Here is a 19,812-nt window from a genome sequence, read left to right on the forward strand (position 1 = left end):
ATAAGTACACTATCCCAGTAGTGGTGCAGCTAACCGGAATGCTTGCCAATGAATACAACCAATTACATAGGCTTACATGCATGTTTTTTAAACAACCCCGATAATTGAAATAATTTTAATTGGTGCAAGGAAGCTAACAATTCTTAATATTTTCATATTTCTTCCAAATTTTGGCGGGACGGAAAATTAAACCGTAATTCTCTGTATATTTAATTGGTGTCAGAGTCGAATACGCTCAGCGGGCATATACCCAACAACAGTAAAAGGGCTTCGGATAATTGGTGCCAGAGTCGATTAAATAACGAAAAATTATGGTTTTTTTTTGCTTTTCTCTCTGTTTAAATCACCCCAGTTGCCACTGCGACGTTACCTGAGCTACTGACTCATCGCCGTGGTAAAGGATTAACCACCAACATCAAAAGCCAACCAAGAGGGAATCCCCATGGCTATCTACATGAACTTCAATAACAAAGCCACCAAAGGCAACGTCACCGCCAAAGGTTACGAAGACTGGATCGAAGTTGACAGCTTCAACTTTGGTGTTGGCCGCGGTATCACCATGGAAGCCGGTGCTACCTCCAACCGTGAAGCCTCTCGCCCCAGCCTGAGCGAAGTCACTTTCACCAAGCGTATTGACGCTTCTTCCGGTGGTTTGTTCAAGTCTTCTGTCACTGGCGACGAAGGTGTGCCCGTAGAGATTCATGTTGTACAGACCGGCGCCAACTCTGTAGAAAAGTACGCGGTTTACAAGCTGACTGACGTAATCATCTCCTCTTACAGCATTGGTGCTTCTGCCGGCGGTGCTCCTCAGGAGTCCGTATCTCTGAGCTTTGCCAAAATCGAAGCCGAACTCGACCACGCTGATAAGACTAACAAGAACCCGAAGAACATGAAGGTTGGATACGACCTCACCACAGCGACTCCGCTGTAATTGGTTCGACTCTTTTCGGGTTGAACGGTGGCCTGCAGAGTACCTGCGGGCTACCGCCCTCCAGTTCTTTAGCTGAGTGCTTATACGAGCACTGACCTAAAGAACTGCAGATTTCTAAAGTCTCATTTCTTATTTGGCACCGTAGGGATAGTTGGGGCTGCCCATGGCTACACTCAATCAAGATAAAAGAATGATTACGGTCGACAGCCCAGTCGGCTCGGATGCTTTGATCGCAACGACCTTACAAGGCGAGGAGCATGTCTCCAAGCTATTCCGCTATGAAGTACAACTTCTTTCTGATGATCACGCTATTGAGCAAAAAGATCTTGTCGGCAAACCAGTAACTGTTTCGATTCACCACTCTGAGACACCACGCCATATTAACGGCTATGTTACCCAGTTCTCCCTTCACGATGTAAACGCCGAAGGCGTGCGTAGTTATAGCGCAATTCTTCAACCTGGCCTGTGGTTCACGAGCCTAGGAGGCTCCAACAGAGTTTTCGAAAAGAAGTCCGCCAAGCAAATTCTTGAAGAAGTGCTCGGTGAATACAGCAAGGTTATCAAACTGACCTTAAAGCTAAATGCCGAATACATCACCCGTGAATACTGTGTACAGTTTGATGAAAGCGACTTTGAATTTATCAATCGCTTAATGGCTGAAGAGGGGATTTCCTACTACTTCAAGCACTCTGAAGGGCAGCATGAGCTTGTACTCTGCGATGATCCTCAAGATTTTTACGACTGTGAAAGTGAAAAAATTGAGTATGACGGAGGCGGTAGCCATCCCACAAAAAACACAGTGAGTAGCTGGAGAAGAAACTTCAACTACCATGGCGGCGGTTTTGAGCTCAAAGATTACAGTGAATTTACTGCTACCAAAGACAATAAGCAGCAAGTTAAAACCACCAGTAAGCTGAATGATGTTTCTAACTACATGCGCGGCTTATATGGCCTGAACCACTTCCAGGCTGATGGTGAACACAAACACAAATTTACTGATAGCTACCATAAAGCACTGGCAGAACGTGCTATGGAAGCACAGGAAGCGCTATTTGATGTCAGCCATGGACGTAGTGACTGCCCCTCCTTTACTGCCGGCGGACGTTTTAATTTTGACCACAGCCTGTCGTCAGAAAAGGGGAAGTATCTTATTACGTCTGTGCATGTTTCAGCTGCAGACGGTAACAGTAACGAAACCCACTTCCACAATACCTTCAGCTGTATTCCATCTGCGGTAATGCCACGCCCACAGCCGAATGTTTCTGCAAAGAAAATACACTCACCACAAGTGGCACGTGTATTGGAAGTAAAAGCAACCGCATCCGACAGCTCTCAGGACCCCTACACCCAACTGAAAGTGAAGTTCCCCTGGAACTCACAACAAAATAGTTGCTGGGTCAGAGTGATGCAGTCTTTTGCCGGAAAAAACTGGGGGGCAAACTTTGTACCCAGGGTAAACCAGGAAGTGGTTGTTACCTACATTAATGGCGACCCGGATAGACCATTGATTACCGGTGCAGTATATAACGGCGATAATCCAGGCCCCAATTATACCGCCACCCAAAGTGGCTGGAAAACCGAGTATGAGGGCAGCACCTTTAACGAGTTGCGCTTTGATGACAAAGGTGGCAACGAAGAAATCTATATGGAAGCCGGTAAGGATCACAACTTTGTTATCCATAATGACCAAACTGGCAAAATAGAAAACAAGCAAACTCTGGAAGTTAAACAGGATCGTAGCATCACCGTAACTGATGGTAGCGAAGTAGTCACCATTGCCAAAGGTGACCAAAAATTGAATGTGGATAAAGGAAACCAGACTGTCACGATTGGTTCAGGCAATCACACACTCAAGATTAGCAAAGGCTCGCAAACCACAGATGCTATGGGGGCTATCAAAATATCCTCAAAAGCTTCAATTGAATTAAAGGTTGGGGGCAGTAGTATTAAGCTAACCCCAGCGGGAATCACCATCAAAGGTACAATGCTTTCCTGCAAGGGAGATGCTACAGCTGAAGTTAAAGGCGGCGGCATGCTTACCCTGAAAGGCGGCGTGACTATGATCAACTGATGGGGATTAACTAAGAATGACTGACCTGATCAAAGTACAAGCACTTACCGCGGCGGAGCTGCTAAAAAATTTTGAGGTGAGTGAAGAAGCGGAAGAGCACCTGGTGCCCGATACTGCACCCGAGGTCAGCATTAACCAACTGGTTGACGCGGGTCTTTATCCCGATGCGATCAAACTATTGGCACATGGGCTCCCCAAACGGGAAGCTGTTTGGTGGGCCTGTCTCGCAGCTCGGGATATTCAAAGCCCAGAAACTGATGAAGACAATGTAAATGCATTAGTTGCTGCGGAAAGCTGGGCCAAAAAACCCAGCGAAGAGACTCGGTTAAAGTGCAAAACCCTGGGCGATAAAACCAAGCACAAAACCCCAGCGAGCTGGGCTGCTACAGCAGCGAGTTGGTGCCATGGAAGTCTGGCGGCGGAAGGTGAGCCTGTGGTTGAGCCGCCAGAACATCTTTATGCACACGCCGTCGCTGGTAGTGTCACTCTCGCTGCAGTTTTATCTGATCCAGTGGATCCCGGCAAAAGATTCGCAAGATACATGAATCAAGGGTTGGATCTGGCACGTGGCGGTAATGGCAGGATAGAGGACTAAATATGGGCAAGCCTGCTTCACGGATTACGGATATGCATGTCTGTCCGATGGTGACAGGTACTGTACCTCACGTCGGCGGGCCGATCCTCAGCCCAGGTGCTCCAACGGTCATTATCGGCGGAATGCCCTCAGCTACGGTTGGCAGTGCCTGTACCTGTGTAGGACCACCAGATACTGTGGCTATGGGCAGCACTACCGTACTGCTGCAAAAGAAGCCTGCTGCCCGCATGGGAGATACAACTGGCCATGGCGGCAAGATTGTAATCGGATGCCCCACAGTACTGATCGGTGGCTAAATAATATTCCACCTATGGCGCCTTGTATATAAACAATAGATTGTCTGAGCAAATAATAAAGAACCTACCGTTGTTTAGACAAACAAGCGATTATTTATCTTAAAATAATCTGGTGACAGTAACGAAAAATTGGGCTACGTACAAAAACAAGTAGCCTCTTTATTTTTTTAGCCTGATATCCATTAGCTTCAAAGCTAATTAGCTGCACATAAATTTATATATTCTTATCCACTCAGGATGAAGTGCAAATATTAACTTCAGGTCTTTTCTTGCACTTCATAGAATACAGCCCTGCAGCTACAACTGGATAAATAGTTCTTAGGAAACAAAGGCTAACTTGTCATAGATAATATTAAAAATTACTCTTTAGTTAGCGCATACACCCATGGCATTCATCCAAAGGTAGCGTCAAATAGAATCAGGCAAGATGAAAAAACCTTGTCAGCTTTAAAATTATAAATCTAAAAATTCAGCCCATAAATCTTAACATGAAAAACTTACTCTTATGCACAATAAAATATTGCCCCTCAAAATCACATTAATAATTTTACTTCTTCTATCTATTTCAGGAGGAACTTACGGAATGGCATTTTTAAACCCGCTAAAAGCATGCACATTTTCAGAAATGAAAATCCGACTCACCTTAAATGGTGAACCTGCCGTAGGCGCAAAAATTATTCGCACGATTGACTGGAAAGATGAGCAAATTGACTTCTTTACTTCAGATGAAGACGGAAATGTTGATCTTCCTGCAAAATTTGAAAATTCATTTACTCAGGTGCTGCCTGTAGAGTTTATTTCCTCACAAAGCATAAACGTAGAATATGAAAATAATAACTATTTAATTTGGATTTATGCAAAAAGAAATCCTGGTGAAAACTCAGAAATGAACGGTGACCCAATTAATCTATCGTGTGAACTCTCTGACGAGCCAAAAACAGAAAGAAAGTTCAAGTCAGCGGTAAAGACTTCTTGCAAATTTATTTAACCATAAAAAGGATTCAAAATAATGCTCACACCACAATATAGTGCTCAGCTTGCTGCAGATATTTACTTAATCAAGAAACCTAATGACCAAGAGATTTTCTTTGATCTATACAAGGATGACTTTGACATAAAAGAAAACCTCCCCAATAAAATACAAGGGAAAACAGGTGCTTTTACTCTAATAAAAAGTACTCACGCAATGGGCATCGCGACATGTGGTAAAGATAACTTTAAAGGGCAGGCTTTTGTAGCTCTGAAAGGAACTGCCAGCGGTTACGACCTATTAACAGATCTAAATGCAGGTATTAAACGATTCCATACTGGCGGGTCAGTACATCAGGGCTTCTACTATACTTTTGAAAGTTTCTTTCCTCAGCTAGAAAATTTTTCTCAAAATCTTCCATCTAACATACATACAATACACTGCGTTGGACATAGCCTGGGTGGGGCTCTAGCGACTCTAGCTGCAGATTGGCTCTCCTCTAACACAGGAAAAACTGTAAAACTCTACACCTATGGGAGCCCCAGGGTTGGACTTGATCAATTCTCCAATAATTGTAAACGCCGATTAACTCCTCACAATATCTACCGAGTTTATCATCGAGCCGATGCTGTTCCTATGGTGCCTACTTGGCCATTTGTTCATGTACCGAGCGGTGGAATAGGAGATTTTGAACTACCAAGCCCAAGCTATAGTCCTCTTACTAATCATAGCAGCGAAACCTATATTGACTCTGTCGCACCGAATGAAACAAGTCTAGATTGGGATACTGTTAGACAAAGAAAGCCTAAAGGTAATTTGGATAAAAGTATCGAAGCCTGGCTTAAATCAGATGGTATTCTCTCATTATCCATGAATACCGCTTGGATTGCAGGAGAGGCGTTACTCTGGGTCTTAAAGAAGATCGGTCATTTGGCTGGAATCTCTTTGGTTGTCGCAGGAAGTACAACATTTACCATCTTAGACAGGTTGGCAATATTCCTACATAACGCCTACCAAGTAAGTAAAGATATTTCCTTCTGGGTAATGCGGCTAATACGTAGATTTGCTCAGTTAATAGGTATGACTATTGTGGAAGGAGTTGACATCACGGTCTCATTTATGCGCATGGTGTTCTTACGTATGCATCGGGCTATCTCTGACTTAGTAATGAGAGCAGGAAGAATGATTCATTAATCTGACTTAGCAGAAGTAACTATAGTAATATGGCATTAAGTGGTACCCAGCCCAGTAGTGCAATCCAGTTGACTCCACTACTGGGCTAGTTTTCTGATTATTCTACGTTATAGGCAAAGTCACCTTCTTCAGTCGCGGAAACTTTAATTACCTTAACTTCTTCACCTTTCGCCATCTTATCCAGGCACTCACTAGCCAATTCAGGTAACAGAGTTTTATTTAAGATCACCTCAATATTACGGGCGCCAGTATCAGCTTCATGACATCGCGCTACGATATTGATAAGTACATCCTCATCATATGAGAAAGATGCTCCGTAGTGCTCACGCACTCGTTTCTCAATCTTGCGCATATTGATTTTACAAATCTCAACCAGATCCTCGTCATCCAGCGGGTAGTAGGCAACTACATTAGCCCGGCCGAGGAAAGCCGGCTTGAATTTCTGTAACAGATGAGGACGGATATTATCCAACAATACATCCGGTTCAGGCTTTTCCTCAACTTGGTTAAAGATAGCTCTGATAGCGTCTTCACCAGCGTTTGAAGTCATGATAATAACTGTGTTCTTAAAGTCGATATCACGACCTTCACCATCCTTAATTGTGCCTTTATCAAACAAATTGTAGAAAATATCCTGCACACCCGGATGGGCTTTTTCCATTTCATCTAGCAGGATTACTGAATAAGGCTTACGTCGTGCAGCTTCAGTGAGCACACCACCTTCTCCGTAACCAACATACCCTGGTGGAGAGCCCAGAAGCATGGAAACTTTATGCTCTTCCTTGAACTCAGCCATATTAATTGTGGTAATACTTTGCTCACCGCCAAATAGCTCATCCGCTAAAGCCAACGCAGTTTCGGTTTTACCCACACCACTGGTACCGCAGAACATAAATACCCCGACAGGCTTACGGGGATCAGTCAACCCAGCACGGGAGGTACGGATTGCCTGGGCAACGGCTTCAATTGCGTGTGGCTGTCCTATGACACGCTTATTCAGCCGGTCGGCCAGTGTCTTCACTGCAACAATTTCATCGCTCACCATTTTGCCTACCGGGATTCCAGTCCAGTTGGCAACTACCGCAGCTATTGCCTGCTCGTCCACCGCAGGCTGCATGAGTGGTGTATCTCCCTGGATCGCCTCCAGATCAGAGATAAGAACTTTAAGTTGTTCTTGGTAGTCTGCCAACAAGGCAGCATCGGGAGTCTCTTCAATATTACCACCCTGAGTTTTTACAAACTCAGCGTCAATCAGATCACGCAGTTTCTGAATCTGCTCAATCAGCTCATTTTCCTGAGTAAGTTGCTGCTCCAGAGAGGCCTGGCGCTGCTCTTCAGCTTGCTTAAACTCTCTCAATTCAGCCAATTGCTCTTCGTGCTCACCCATTGCCGCATTTTCACGTTCCAACTTGGCCAGAGTGGTAGTAGTGCGATTAATATTAATCCGAGCATCTTCAATTGCCCCCGGCGTAGCCGACTGACTCAAAGCCACCCGAGCACAGGCGGTGTCTAATAGACTTACCGACTTGTCGGGAAGCTGGCGGCCGGGAATGTAGCGATGGGACAATTTCACTGATGCGATAACTGCTTCATCCAGAATACGCACCTTGTGATGCTGTTCCAGGGAAGTAGCAATACCACGCATCATATCAATAGCATTGTTTTCATCTGGCTCTTCCACTTTTACCACTTGGAAGCGTCTGGTGAGGGCTGGGTCGCGCTCGAAGTATTTTTTGTATTCCGCCCATGTCGTTGCGGCGAGAGTACGCAATTCCCCCCTGGCCAACGCGGGCTTCAGCAAGTTAGCCGCATCACCCTGTCCTTCCTTACCACCAGCACCAATCATGGTGTGGGCTTCATCAATAAATAAAATTATTGGCGTAGCTGAAGCGCGTACTTCTTCGATAACCGATTTCAAGCGATTCTCGAACTCGCCCTTTACGCTGGCGCCCGCCTGTAACAGGCCGAGGTCGAGTGTACGTACAGCGACACCACGCAATGGCTCTGGTACATCACCACTGGCAATGCGCAATGCAAACCCTTCCACGACGGCGGTTTTGCCAACACCGGCTTCGCCGGTAAGAATTGGGTTATTTTGTCGGCGACGGGTTAGGATATCGATACACTGGCGAATTTCTTCATCTCGGCCGAGTACAGGATCGATCTCACCCTTTTTGGCTCTTTCGGTGAGGTTAATAGTGTACTTGTCCAACGCCGGCGCCTTGCTGGCCGCTGCGGCCACCGCAGCAGCTCCATCACTACTGGCTGCCGCAGCTCCTACATGGCTGGATTCTCCGCTCTGACCAAACATCGCTCTAGCTGTTTCACGGACAGATTCCGGGGCTATATTCTTGAGTTCGGGACAAGACTCTAGGATTTGTCGGCGGGAAGTTTCTTCCAATAATAGCGCCGCCAGGAAATGCCCGGAACTGATAGCACGATGGCCATAGTCAATTGAAGCAAGCATCCAGGCATTTTTACCTGCCTCTACAATAGTCGGAGACAGCGCCGGTGGGCGGCTGCTTCCGGAACGGAACCCAGCAATTGCCGTTGCCAACTGTTTGGCGAAATTGGCTGGGTTACAATCATGTTTTTCCAGCAGGTGATACAGGTCTGTATCAGACTGGTCCAACAATTTGAGTAGCCAGTGCTCTAACTCTACATTGTACTGGTTCTGTGCCAAACACAAGCCGGCAGCCCCCTCAAGAGAGTCACGCATGTGCGGTGTCATGGTATCCACTAACCGCTTCAGATCAATATTAATCACGGCGTAAAGGTCCTTTTAAAAATTATTGTTAAATATTACTTATGCTGCTGGTAAAGCTTCATCGGGTGATAAATTTTCAGCACTTAGCGTAATCTGCACTGGATCTACAGCTTCCTGCTCACTGGCCATATGAGTATTCCATCCCAGCAGGGGCTCATGTTCAGATTTCCGATTTAACTGTACCGGTGACACTTGCTTGGAAGGCAGTGATACGGAAAGTTCAAAATCCATTTCAATACCTGCGCTAAACTTAATAAACGCTTTTAATGCTTCCAATTTCTGGGTTCCAGGAGCAATTGTCATAAATTGCTCATAGGCCATTGGTTCTATAATCACCCGGAATTTATTCTGTGCCTGGAAGCAATGAGTCCCCAGGATCGTGTTGGTACCAAGGCAATTATTCACCCCATCAGGAGCCTCATCACACGGGAGTCTACAGAGAATATCTTTGGGTAGCGCATCCCATTGCCCCTGGAACTGCTCAATACTCACGATAAGATTAAAGTAGTGCTTGATCATACTGGTCAGAGCTGCCGCAGAGCATCGCTCCTGACCAAGGTGGCCGGCCATTCCCAACATTGCCTCATCAGGTATAGGCATCCGGTAACGCATTTCACTCGTGCCGAGTCCAGCCAGGGAAGCAATAGCTTGGGTGAAAAGATCAGGTTCACGCTCAGTGCGCAGGCGCTGCCGTTCATAATTCACTGGAAGTTGATATTTGTACCAAGCTTGGTAGAGCAGTGACACATGACGATGATTGAACATATCGAGAAAATCACGCAGAGCCGTGTTATTTTCCCTCAGCTCTTTTTGCACAAGCTCAGTCAGGTAGTAAGGCATAACCCCCTGACTACCGATCAAACCGGTAAACCCAACCTCCATATGCCATTGGCTGACATCGGCGTCCTGCCCTTGTGCCCCAACGGATTGTTTTTTCTCAAGGCGTAGAACGTCTGACCCAACAAATGAAAGCCCCGATTGAGCGCTAAAACGAACCAATTCTTTGGATGGTGGTGCGGCTCCGGCAATAGGCTCTTTACAGAACCCGCCATCCGACATTGACACTGCCCGCTCTACCAGACGTACAGCCTGAAAAAAGTCGAAATTGTAGGGTTCTCGGCGCAGCCGCTCTATTACAGTAAAGCTTTTTCGCCGGCGCGAGGTGGCCATCTCTTCAAGTCTCCATCTCTGCCACTCATAGTGGCAATCAATTTGGTAAATGAATTAATAGAGCAATAGAGTCCTAAAAAGCGCTCAATAATACTGGCAAATAAGAGTGGGCTAGTACCAGTAAGCATCATAGAATCGAGTTCTATTTCCACTTCAGTACCCCGGCACAAAACTACACTCTGATCGATCTGTATCGGTGCGGTAACAGGCTTGGTTTGCAACTTAAGCAACGACTCAATTAAGTTGCGCGTGCTGGCAGAATCGCGAAAATCATATAGCCTGAATATCTCCTTGAGCGCGTCACAACCCTGATCACCTGATAGTGAAAGATGATTCAAATTCAGGTGTGAAATTAATCGCCAGAAACCACGCTCTCTTCTCGGAGGTCTCAATGTCGCTGTTGGCGCAACCACACTGGAAATACGACTGGCTGGAACATCTCCATCCACCACCTCTAGATAAGGTTGCGAATTTCCACTGGGTAGTTTTTTTGGCAAATTGCGATTACAGCAAGTTAGCTTGATATCCAGCGTCTGGTCACTGATTCTGTGTGGATTAAAATCGAGATCTACCAGGCTGATATCAACCTCTGAAGCCTGTTCATTGCGATGCTCACCTTCAATAACATCTCTGCGCTGGCTGTACCAGAATGCCGATTGCTCCGCATGATGCTGACTATGCTTAATGCCATAAAATGGTCGGTAATTGGTCGTTTCTCCATCACCATCTGTCGCAGCGACCTCGTCAATGGAATAAATCTCCAAGCCATCACTGCGGCGAGCATCGGGCACAATATGATAATTATATTGAGTGTGACTCAAGGGGATTGGATCAGCACTCTGACTAAATAAGTTGATTACCGGAGTGCAGCCAAGGGCAAACATACTGGGAACCAGTTGTTTTTCCAATTCTTCATGGGTTTCAGAAAGATAGAAATAGAGATTTAGTGTATCACCATAGCTCTCATTCAGAGCATTCTGCAAATTGGCAATATCCAGAAATAGGAATTTTTCTGGAAAAGCAAAATATTCTGTCAGTAGCCGATAGCCAATAAATGCTGTATCGGGGTAAGGCAACAATCCCTGATCTTCGTCCAGCCCTACCTGTTTGATATCATCAGGAGATAGAAATGTTGGTTTAGGGTCACTCTCACCATTGGCTACTACCAACTTTACACACTTTGTCAGCAACAAATCGTAAAGAGCATATACGTGCGTAGCTTGACCGCGCAGGAAAAAACGCAAATTTTCCGGTGTCATTTCCGCAAAACTTAAATCCGGGCTCAAAGCTTTTAAGGACAATTTAAGAACCGCATTTGCCCCCTGGATATCATTACAACCAGGTGCAATAAAGGGCCTGGGCATCAGACTAGCGCTCACGGGCTGAAATGGACTGATATCTACCGGATAATTAGTAGTAAAGCGGCAGGTCTGTCCTTGAAAGCTTTCACTTTCCAATAAAGTACCAGCTGCCACCGGAGTGATAGCATCGAGATCTGCATCCGGCTCAAACTGTACAATAGCGCAGGAGGGAATTGGCCTTAGATAATGCGGATAAAGGGTTTCCAGCATAGCATCTGTCAGCTCGGGAAAATCATCGCTGAGTTTCTGCTGTACCCTCGCATTCATATAAGCGAAACCCGATAACAAGCGTCCCACGAGAGGATCGTCAACTGTTTCCGCATCCAATTGTAATCGCGAGGCCGCTGCGGGATGCATCCGAGCAAATTCAGCAGAAGTTTGCTGAATAAAGGCTAATTCGCGCTCATAGAGATCGATTAATTTTTCACTCATTACATAATCTCAGACACGTCTACCAGTTGGGTCACAGGGTTCAGGGCCGAATCAAACACAATCACTTCTGCCGCCGGGTTCACATGCAATACAGCTTCGACTCGAAAACGAATACTCGGATCCTCTACATCAACCTTTTCCTGGGTTGTGACTTTTACCGAGCGAATTCTTGGCTCAAAATTTAGGATTGTTTTTTCTATATCCCGGCAAAACTGTTTCCTGCTGCCCAATGAAGATAAATTTACTGTGGATAAATCCGGGAGACCATAATTAATATTAGAGTGCTCAAGATTATCCAGTCCATCAGGAGCAGAAATACAGCGATAGCGCGTATTAAATAGGTACTCGAGATCGCGTCGCACTCCCTCACGTAATTGCCTCAGAACCTGATGGGATTGATGTATATCCATTCTGCTAGAAGAATCCAGCAGTCTGTCCAGAACCGGTGCCAGCAGGCGCTTTTCCTTTGCCATAAACCTAAGTGCCTCCTACACCTATGGTCGCCAAGGCCGTAGTCAGCTTCAGTTCAGAAACCAAATGATCAACGGTATAATGACTTTTCAAGTGGATAACACTTTGATAGCTACCTGCCTTGCCAGGCTCATCAACCACCCTGACTCGTGCCTCGCGCAATGGATAGCGCGCAAGCATCTCCCACGAAAGATCGTCACGGCCAGTGGTATAACGATCGAGCCACTGTTGTAACTGGCGTTCACAGTCAGCGGCATTCATATAGGCACCAACCTTATCCCTGATCATTACCTTGATATAATGTGCAAAGCGGGACGCACAAAGAATCTGCTGTAACATGGAACTGATACGCGCATTCGCTGTGGCGGCTTTCGAGGTGTATTGCTTAGCCTTTTGTAGAGACGGCACACTATTAAATGCGCTGTAAGGGGTATCATAACAGTGGCTCAAGCAGGCAAATCCCAGCTCAGACAAATCCCTTTCCGCAAAATCTGTAACCAGAATCGAGGTGGACATACGCACCATCGAAGGATTGCTATCCGGTCTATAGGGTATTTTCGGCAACTGGGTTACCAGACCGCCACCCAGGTGATCGCGGGCTACGCCACGAATATGGGAAAACCATCCCACCTCACTAAATTCACGCAGCAGCACGGCGCCTAAGGCAAAACAGGCATTACCCCATAAATAGTGTCGGTTGTGAGAGGCATTAACCTGCTCCTGAAATCGCAATCCACGATAGCGGGAAAATTCAACACTGTAAGGCTCGCGCATTAGTACATGCGGCAGGGTAACCGCAACAAAGCGGCTATCTTCCAGGTCGCGCAAACTATTCCAGCGAATATACTCTTTCTGGCGAAAAACTTCGGAAAACTGGATTGGTTTTGCAAGGTCATCGAAATGATCAATACCAAAGAGATACGGAGTGGCGGCACAAATGAAAGGAGCAAAAGCAGCTGCTGCCGTATGCGCTATCCCCTGCAGTGTAAATACGTCATCGTAGGGGTGATCCGGCATTGGTCGATGGCAGATATAGTAATCGCCCAGTAGTAGGCCAAATGGCTCACCACCCGGAGTGCCGAACTCCTCGTTATAGATTAGGTGGAAAAGACCGGACTGATCAAAATCCGGAGCTCTTTCCATATCTTTGCTCAAATCCCGCCAGTTGGCATCCAGTAATTTGATCTTAATATTGTCCGAGTGCGGCGTATTAAAAACCAGCATGGACAAACCACGCCAACTTGCTTCGAGTTGTTGGAAGCGAGGGTGATGAATGATCCGATTTACCTGATCACAAATAAGCTCATCCAGCTCCATAATCACGCGGCTGAGATACTGGCGAACAGAAAAATTATCCTTCTTTGAGCAGGGACAAATTTCAGTTAGCCAATATTCAAAGGCAAACAGATCATCCGGCTCACTTAAAAAGCGCCGAAGTTCGCTCTGCTCTCCCTTGGCCAACTTTTCCGGTAGTACGTCTACGTGATCTTCCATTATCTGGTCATGTGTTGCGCAAGGCACCGGAAAACTCCCACAAGCATTGTTCCTGAGAGACTCGACAGAATCCTGGCCTTGAGCAAGGCCCTTTGAAGAGGTGGCCCGCCTCAAACAGGCGGGCCTGTGGCATTATCCAGCGGACGGGATATTCGCCACCATACGCATGGATGTAGTCAGCTCTTCCATCTGCAGCCAAGGCTTCAAATAAGCAACCGCACTGTAACAGCCAGGCTGTCCTGGAATTTCCTTCACTTCCACACGGGCCTCAGAGAGCGGGTACTTCGCTTTCATTTCCGGGCTCGCATCCGGATTTGAGTTGGTGTATTGGGAAATCCACTTGTTCAACCAGCGCTCACAGTCACTGGCTTCCATGAAAGAACCCACCTTGTCCCGAGCCATTACTTTCAGGTAATGGGCGATACGAGAAGTGGCCATCAGATAAGGTAAACGCGCGGAAATAGCTGCGTTTGCAGTTGCATCCGGGTCATCATAAGTCTTGGCTTTCTGTGCGCTCTGGGAACCGAAAAATACGGAATAGTCAGTATTTTTATAATGGCACAGCGGCAGGAAGCCCTGAGCACTGAGTTCCGCTTCACGGCGGTCGGTAATACCGATTTCAGTAGGGCATTTCTGGTCAAGATCGCCGTCATCACTTTTAAACACGTGTGAGGGCAGACCTTCCACCTTACCACCACCCTCTGCACCGCGAATTGCAGTACACCAGGAGTTTTCAGCGAAAGCTTTGGTCATGGTGGTACCCATAACATAAGAAGCATTCATCCAGCAGTACTGGTCGTGCTCAGCCGGACGGGAAACACCGGACTCATCAACTTCAAACTCCTCAAAATCAAAAGCTTCGATGGGCTTGGTATTGGCGCCATAAGGGGTACGAGCCAGGGTGCGCGGCATCACCAAAGTCACGAAACGGGAATCATCACTGTCGCGGAAGCTACGCCACTTAATGTATTCAGCTGACTCAAAAATACCGCCGAGATCGCGGGGCTTGGACAGCTCAGTGTAATCATCAAAACCAAACATACCGGCGCCGGCAGCGGAAATAAACGGACAGAAGCCCGCTGCAGCAACATTCGACATCTTGCTCAGCAGCTCGATATCTTCTGGGTGGCTGGTAAATTCGAAATCACCAATCATGCAGCCATAAGGCTCACCACCAGCGGTGCCAAACTCTTCTTCATAGATTTTCTTAAAGGTCTGGCTCTGGTCAAACTCAACAGCTTTGTCCAGGTCACGGAACAGTTCACGCTTGCTCAGATTGAGCATGCGGATCTTCATTGTCGCCCCGGTTTCAGAGTTCATCACCAAGTGGTTGAGCCCACGCCAGGAGCCTTCCAGCTTTTGGAATTTTTCATCGTGCAGGATTGCGGACAGCTGCTTGGACATAGCCTGGTCAATCGCGCTAACCGCAGTTTTAATGGTCTGAGTCAGGTTGCGATCCCAGGTAACGGTACCTTTTAGGACCTGTTCAGTGAGGTTTGCAATCAGGTCTTGCGCTTCTTGAGGCTCAGTTTGCTTAGTTGCGGCAATCGCCTGGTCCAACAGGCTGGAAGATTGTTCCTCAGCTTCGCTTTCCGCTACATTTTCTACTTCTGTGCTCATTCTGAGTCCTCTCCTTTATCCTTGTTCAGGCCCAGCTGCTCGGAAATAGCGCCTACGTTTTCCGTGCTCTTCAGAATATCTTCCAGAACTTTCTCCAGCTCTTCTGAACGGTCAGCCTTGCTCAAAAGGTCACGCAATTTACTGCGCGCCTCCAAAAGCTGCTTGAGCGGCTCAACCTGATCCACAATCTGCTCTGGGGAGAAGTCGTCCATTTGTCTGAAATCGAGATCCACGGCCATTTTACTGCCGTCACCTGACAGGGTGTTCTCCACCTGTAGGTTCAACTTCGGGTTTACCTTGGTCATTACATCGTTGAAATTGTCACGATCGATTTGAACGAATTTACGATCTTTCAACGCCTTGCGATTTTCAGTGTTATCACCTGAATAATCGCCCATAACGCCCGCCACGAAAGGAAGCTCCTTTTTGACTTCTGCGCCATTAGTTTCAACATCATAAGTAATATGTACACGCGGCTTGCGCACACGCTTTAGTTTATTGTGGATGCTTTCAGACATCTCAGGTCTCCTTTCCTAGATTTAGGGACTGCTGTTCTCAATTAACTACCAACCTGTGCTGGCTTCTTCTTGTGGTTGACTGCCCCAAGCATCATCGGAAGCAGGCGCTGGCTCAGAAGTGGCAGGCGCAGGCTCAGATGCAGCCGGTGCAGACGAAGGGGTGCTGCTCGATACTGGTGGCGCGACGTAGCGCTGAGTATCGGTGCCATCCAGGCGCACTCCTGTGAGCTGGGAATAGAGTGCTCGGGACTGCTCATCCGGCAGCAACTCTGTCATCAATTCTGAAACCGTCATACGCCCCCAGCCAATCAGTCGTTCCAGACCTGGTGCCAGCGGAGTATGGGGCTCGTAAGTCCTGAAATACTTGGCGGCCTGCTCTAACAGGCGAAGTGCATCCTCACGCGAGGACACAGGCCCTGTAGGTACCGCGATAGCATTGGCCACCAATGTGGCCGCAACATTTGGGACAGCATCATCTGAGACAGCCTCAGCTGATGCTGACTCATCACCTTGGGTCGTTGTTGCTTCAGCCTGAGCCGCTATCGATTCCAACTGGGTTTTATAAATAAATCTGGCTGTGCGCAGCACTTCATCCAAAAGAGAGGAAATATTGGTCGAGGGAGGGGCATCATGGCCGCAACTCTTACGCAGCACATCATTAATATTTTTGTAGTGAGCAATGCTGGACTCTATTGTCTCAATCAGGTTCTGAGCCCACTCATTACTCGCACTGTTCACACACTGATTGACGTCCTCAAAACTATAACCCAAAGTTTCAATTCGTGCGGCTTTAGCATCGTCATCAGCAATGCGATCAGCATCTCGCGCCTGCTGGTGCTGGAAGAAGGAGAAATCTCCGTAGTCTCCTTCGGGAGTGACCGGCGCACTGCGGATCGGCATCATTAGAGTACCATCGCCACCATCACCGTTGAGGCCTGTCAGGGGGGCAACTTTTGTCTCAATGCCATCCTCATCCGGCAACGGGAATAAGCCATCCCAAAATTCTTCTATAAGCTGGTCTATCAATTGGAAACCGTCGCGCAGCCCAGTAAAGCCATGCAGCCGGATAAGTGCCTCGGTATACCAACTGGCCACCTCCAGATCCTTACCTTTCTTGGTAAGAATCTTTTCGGCAGATTTAGCTACATCACGCCAGGGCGCCAGAAGATCAGCATCTGTTTCATCGAACATAGCCGAGCGCTCAGCAGCCCGGGCGCTATTGCGCGCATCCTTGATGGAGTAGTAATCCGAGGTTGGAGAGCGATCCTCTCGGATATCCTCTCCGACGGGGCTGTCCGAGGTGATTGGAGCAATGAGTTCTTCGATATTTATTGTATTTGGGAATGCCATGAAAATAAGTCCCTTCTACCGAAACAATTCCTTCAATAAGAATCTCGAGAAGAGTACACGTTGTAAAGATCTAATCAAGGCAAATGACACGATGAGCCAACATTACCCTAAAAAAAGTGCATGAAGCACAAAGCTGTGCAAATTATTTTTGTTAAATTTTTAGTATTTAGGATTTTTTCAGGGGTCATTACACGGTGATTACAGCTGAGCCCTTATTTTCTGCGGTACCTGAATCAGGATGTAATGACTGGAAAGTAGCCACTACCTGAATAAATTCTACTTTGCTCTGTGTAAAGCTCTGCAAATCGGTCCACAAAAACAAGGTATAAAAACTCTGCGAATTCTGAAAAAAAGCGACCAGATACTGCACGGAATCCTGGCCAATATTCGCACTCATCTCGTACAAAAGTCCTGTTTGCCATGAGTGTTCCACCGGATCGGGGCCACTCAACCGCTCTCCGCCAGCAACCTTCTCCAGGCACTGCTTCATCTGCGCTTCACCGTAATCGGCAAGCGTGAGTTCAGTAGGAAGCTCTGAACGGTTCTGCGCCAAAACAATCAGATAGCGATTGGCCTCTACATTTCCAGCCTGAATCACCGCACCAGGATTCAGGTTATCGCATGAACTCCAGCTGCGCGGCGCACTCACAGAAATTCCGGGATCTGTACTGTGCAGTTTACCCAGTACTACTGGCAACTCCGATCCACCACTTTCACTGGATGCTTTAGTGCAGTGCAAAAGCTCAACGTCCAAGTACAATTGAGAGTGCCAACCGGAGTTCCACAATTTGTGCATAAATCGACAGGCTTCCGCCCTATCATCAGTTTTCTTTAATCGTGACCTGGAGCTGGCCATCAGGGCTTTTATTTGACTGAAACTAAATCCAAAATCACTATCCAGTGCCGCAATTGCCCGGCGCCTTTCATAAAGCTTCCTTATTTCCCCTGTAAATACCACCACGTAAGACATACCCTAACCCTAGCTTCCTGCAGCGATTGATAGGTAGGCAACCTCTGGACACACTCCGCATGTCCTGCCAACAAGCGATACCCCCCATAGGGGAGACCATCGATCAATTATTTTCTCAACTCAATCACTCTATTATTAATTGAGTTCCATACTTATGACCCGATAAATCAATGTAGTGAACGAGCGTGATATTTTTTAAACAAGCCACTCAAATTCACTGATTGCTTCAAACTGAAAATATGAGCATAGATATATGCTAAATAACCACGCTTTCGCAAAGTTAAAAAATCCCGCTCATCCAGCTCATTCAGGCGCTTCTCTGATACACAAAACACCCCGGTGAGGTGGTGTTTTGTATTACCCGGCAGGTCGACTAATACAACCTGCTCCTGCAACAGATCCAACTCAGTGAGACAGCGGATAAACTCTTTACCCTGCAACTTCTGCTGATGAATTTTGTACAACAGATTCCTGGCCCCAGCTAAATGCTGAGTTGGCTCGCCGTTTTCCTCAAAAAGTTTGTGGGCTGTCTCACCAGCTTCCGCCGACAATGCCGATGAATCAATACAAATCACCGCACTTTTGGAGTCCACATCCTGATAATGTAAGTAGAAGGGATGGGCTCTCAATACTGCCGGTATATAAGTGCCCTGCCACTTCCCCTCCTGCCAAAACAGATTCTTGCCAGGCTTGATTCCCAACATGGCACAGCTTTCCAGCGCCTGGCCGTCATCGGACTTGGCAAACACAACTGGACAGTCCTGCGCTACCGTATGGAATTCACCAGGGTAAACCGGACAGACATGTCGCTTATCACTATGAGAAATATCCCCCACCAGAACGCTGTGCCTGTGGTGTTTGTTCTTGTCCAATATAATCATTTGTGCCACGCGATATTTCCCTCCACTTCTTACATCGCCACTTGCGGCTGCCTTGCACCCAGCATGGAACAGTAGAACTCAGGACTCGGCAGTGACGGACATAACAGACTGGTCGGAGCCAGATGTTGTGACCCTTCACACCACCACAAGCTGTAGCTGGCAAAGCTCTTTTTACACAACTGTCCTAGCAGCCCCGCATAACTGCTCTCAATACCCGATGCATCACCACTGGATACATAAAAGTCTGATTGAGGTCCGGGCAAAATCGTCGTATATAACCCCGTAGGAACTGGTGCAAAAGCCACAGATAGCTGATCGACATGCAGCATATTTTGCAGAGCGCCGATCGCCAGTTCAGAGAGTCCCTGAAACCAGTCTTTTTCATGCGCCATGAAGGTAAATGCATCGGTAGCTGCGGGCAACGGTGCCGTGATCGTTAGCGGAAAATAACGGCCAACGCTATCCACACTGGGAACCAGGATCCCCGCCCAGGCGCTTTCATCAATCACTCCCTTAGCATGCACAAAGCGCCAGACCGGGCTGGTTAAATAATAATCCAGCCACTCATTGCCCATAATCTCTCGGGAGCCATGTACAACGCGCTGTAGCCATTCATCCCACACACTGACAAAGCTGGCGGGTAACTGGCGTTGGATAAAATCCCCATGTCCCGGCAGCTTGCCAAAAATACCTATAGAGTTTTGCAAATTACTCTCTCTCT

At 47.2% G+C, this 19,812-nt stretch carries 17 protein-coding genes; 6 read left to right on the plus strand and 11 right to left on the minus strand.

Annotated features, from left to right (window positions below):
* Positions 1-442 precede the first annotated feature (442 nt).
* The 6 genes from ACJJIP_RS19275 (at position 443) to ACJJIP_RS19300 (ending at position 6,057) form a co-directional block, all read left to right on the plus strand.
* On the plus strand, positions 443-931 hold the full coding sequence (locus ACJJIP_RS19275; RefSeq protein WP_020413589.1) for an Hcp family type VI secretion system effector: 489 nt from the start codon (positions 443-445) through the stop codon (positions 929-931).
* A 163-nt stretch (positions 932-1,094) separates the two neighbouring features.
* On the plus strand, positions 1,095-3,002 hold the full coding sequence (locus ACJJIP_RS19280; RefSeq protein WP_282953526.1) for a type VI secretion system Vgr family protein: 1,908 nt from the start codon (positions 1,095-1,097) through the stop codon (positions 3,000-3,002).
* Between the two features lie 16 nt (positions 3,003-3,018).
* Complete coding sequence (locus ACJJIP_RS19285) at positions 3,019-3,597, plus strand: DUF6931 family protein (protein WP_020413591.1); 579 nt, start codon at positions 3,019-3,021, stop codon at positions 3,595-3,597.
* Positions 3,598-3,599: 2 nt separating this feature from the next.
* Entirely contained in the window at positions 3,600-3,893 is a 294-nt protein-coding gene (locus tag ACJJIP_RS19290; RefSeq protein ID WP_020413592.1) for a PAAR domain-containing contractile injection system baseplate protein, read from the plus strand.
* 583 nt (positions 3,894-4,476) lie between these two features.
* Positions 4,477-4,881, plus strand: a complete 405-nt coding sequence (locus ACJJIP_RS19295) for a DUF6795 domain-containing protein (protein WP_020413593.1) — start codon at positions 4,477-4,479, stop codon at positions 4,879-4,881.
* Between the two features lie 21 nt (positions 4,882-4,902).
* Complete coding sequence (locus tag ACJJIP_RS19300; RefSeq protein WP_282951859.1) at positions 4,903-6,057, plus strand: lipase family protein; 1,155 nt, start codon at positions 4,903-4,905, stop codon at positions 6,055-6,057.
* A gap of 97 nt (positions 6,058-6,154) precedes the next feature.
* On the opposite strand, the gene tssH is transcribed toward ACJJIP_RS19300, so the two are convergent.
* The 11 genes from tssH to tagF all read right to left on the minus strand — a co-directional run bounded on the left by tssH (position 6,155) and on the right by tagF (position 19,798).
* Entirely contained in the window at positions 6,155-8,824 is a 2,670-nt protein-coding gene (gene tssH / locus ACJJIP_RS19305) for a type VI secretion system ATPase TssH (protein WP_444945816.1), read from the minus strand.
* A 39-nt stretch (positions 8,825-8,863) separates the two neighbouring features.
* Positions 8,864-9,994: a type VI secretion system baseplate subunit TssG gene (gene tssG, locus ACJJIP_RS19310; protein ID WP_020413596.1), complete on the minus strand. Its 1,131-nt coding sequence runs from the start codon at positions 9,992-9,994 to the stop codon at positions 8,864-8,866.
* On the minus strand, positions 9,958-11,787 hold the full coding sequence (gene tssF, locus ACJJIP_RS19315; protein WP_020413597.1) for a type VI secretion system baseplate subunit TssF: 1,830 nt from the start codon (positions 11,785-11,787) through the stop codon (positions 9,958-9,960). The genes tssG and tssF overlap by 37 nt, the downstream gene beginning before the upstream one ends.
* Entirely contained in the window at positions 11,787-12,260 is a 474-nt protein-coding gene (gene tssE / locus ACJJIP_RS19320; protein ID WP_020413598.1) for a type VI secretion system baseplate subunit TssE, read from the minus strand. The genes tssF and tssE overlap by 1 nt, the downstream gene beginning before the upstream one ends.
* A gap of 4 nt (positions 12,261-12,264) precedes the next feature.
* On the minus strand, positions 12,265-13,752 hold the full coding sequence (gene tssC / locus ACJJIP_RS19325) for a type VI secretion system contractile sheath large subunit (RefSeq protein ID WP_282951864.1): 1,488 nt from the start codon (positions 13,750-13,752) through the stop codon (positions 12,265-12,267).
* Positions 13,753-13,884: 132 nt separating this feature from the next.
* Positions 13,885-15,372 carry a type VI secretion system contractile sheath large subunit gene (tssC, locus tag ACJJIP_RS19330; RefSeq protein WP_020413600.1) on the minus strand — a complete coding sequence of 496 codons (1,488 nt, stop codon included), beginning with the start codon at positions 15,370-15,372 and terminating at the stop codon, positions 13,885-13,887.
* Complete coding sequence (gene tssB / locus ACJJIP_RS19335) at positions 15,369-15,890, minus strand: type VI secretion system contractile sheath small subunit (protein ID WP_020413601.1); 522 nt, start codon at positions 15,888-15,890, stop codon at positions 15,369-15,371. Before tssB ends, tssC (ACJJIP_RS19330) begins: the two co-directional genes overlap by 4 nt.
* A gap of 45 nt (positions 15,891-15,935) precedes the next feature.
* Entirely contained in the window at positions 15,936-17,240 is a 1,305-nt protein-coding gene (tssA, locus tag ACJJIP_RS19340) for a type VI secretion system protein TssA (protein ID WP_353375729.1), read from the minus strand.
* Between the two features lie 187 nt (positions 17,241-17,427).
* Complete coding sequence (locus ACJJIP_RS19345) at positions 17,428-18,210, minus strand: hypothetical protein (protein ID WP_444945817.1); 783 nt, start codon at positions 18,208-18,210, stop codon at positions 17,428-17,430.
* A 167-nt stretch (positions 18,211-18,377) separates the two neighbouring features.
* Positions 18,378-19,091: a SapC family protein gene (locus tag ACJJIP_RS19350; RefSeq protein WP_026305104.1), complete on the minus strand. Its 714-nt coding sequence runs from the start codon at positions 19,089-19,091 to the stop codon at positions 18,378-18,380.
* 29 nt (positions 19,092-19,120) lie between these two features.
* Positions 19,121-19,798 carry a type VI secretion system-associated protein TagF gene (gene tagF / locus ACJJIP_RS19355; RefSeq protein ID WP_282951867.1) on the minus strand — a complete coding sequence of 226 codons (678 nt, stop codon included), beginning with the start codon at positions 19,796-19,798 and terminating at the stop codon, positions 19,121-19,123.
* Positions 19,799-19,812: the final 14 nt, after the last annotated feature.

The sequence above is a fragment of the Microbulbifer variabilis genome (genome assembly GCF_052467165.1).

Bases quoted from the DNA above. Each gene is read 5' to 3' on its own strand.
- tssB (WP_020413601.1), bottom strand. From the start codon at position 15,890: ATGTCTGAAAGCATCCACAATAAACTAAAGCGTGTGCGCAAGCCGCGT.
- ACJJIP_RS19290 (WP_020413592.1), top strand. From the start codon at position 3,600: ATGGGCAAGCCTGCTTCACGGATTACGGATATGCATGTCTGTCCGATG.
- tssA (WP_353375729.1), bottom strand. From the start codon at position 17,240: ATGGCATTCCCAAATACAATAAATATCGAAGAACTCATTGCTCCAATC.
- tssE (WP_020413598.1), bottom strand. From the start codon at position 12,260: ATGGCAAAGGAAAAGCGCCTGCTGGCACCGGTTCTGGACAGACTGCTG.
- ACJJIP_RS19275 (WP_020413589.1), top strand. From the start codon at position 443: ATGGCTATCTACATGAACTTCAATAACAAAGCCACCAAAGGCAACGTC.
- ACJJIP_RS19295 (WP_020413593.1), top strand. From the start codon at position 4,477: ATGGCATTTTTAAACCCGCTAAAAGCATGCACATTTTCAGAAATGAAA.
- ACJJIP_RS19350 (WP_026305104.1), bottom strand. From the start codon at position 19,091: ATGATTATATTGGACAAGAACAAACACCACAGGCACAGCGTTCTGGTG.
- tssC (WP_282951864.1), bottom strand. From the start codon at position 13,752: ATGGAAGATCACGTAGACGTACTACCGGAAAAGTTGGCCAAGGGAGAG.
- ACJJIP_RS19345 (WP_444945817.1), bottom strand. From the start codon at position 18,210: ATGTCTTACGTGGTGGTATTTACAGGGGAAATAAGGAAGCTTTATGAA.
- ACJJIP_RS19285 (WP_020413591.1), top strand. From the start codon at position 3,019: ATGACTGACCTGATCAAAGTACAAGCACTTACCGCGGCGGAGCTGCTA.
- tssC (WP_020413600.1), bottom strand. From the start codon at position 15,372: ATGAGCACAGAAGTAGAAAATGTAGCGGAAAGCGAAGCTGAGGAACAA.
- tssG (WP_020413596.1), bottom strand. From the start codon at position 9,994: ATGGCCACCTCGCGCCGGCGAAAAAGCTTTACTGTAATAGAGCGGCTG.
- ACJJIP_RS19280 (WP_282953526.1), top strand. From the start codon at position 1,095: ATGGCTACACTCAATCAAGATAAAAGAATGATTACGGTCGACAGCCCA.
- ACJJIP_RS19300 (WP_282951859.1), top strand. From the start codon at position 4,903: ATGCTCACACCACAATATAGTGCTCAGCTTGCTGCAGATATTTACTTA.
- tssF (WP_020413597.1), bottom strand. From the start codon at position 11,787: ATGAGTGAAAAATTAATCGATCTCTATGAGCGCGAATTAGCCTTTATT.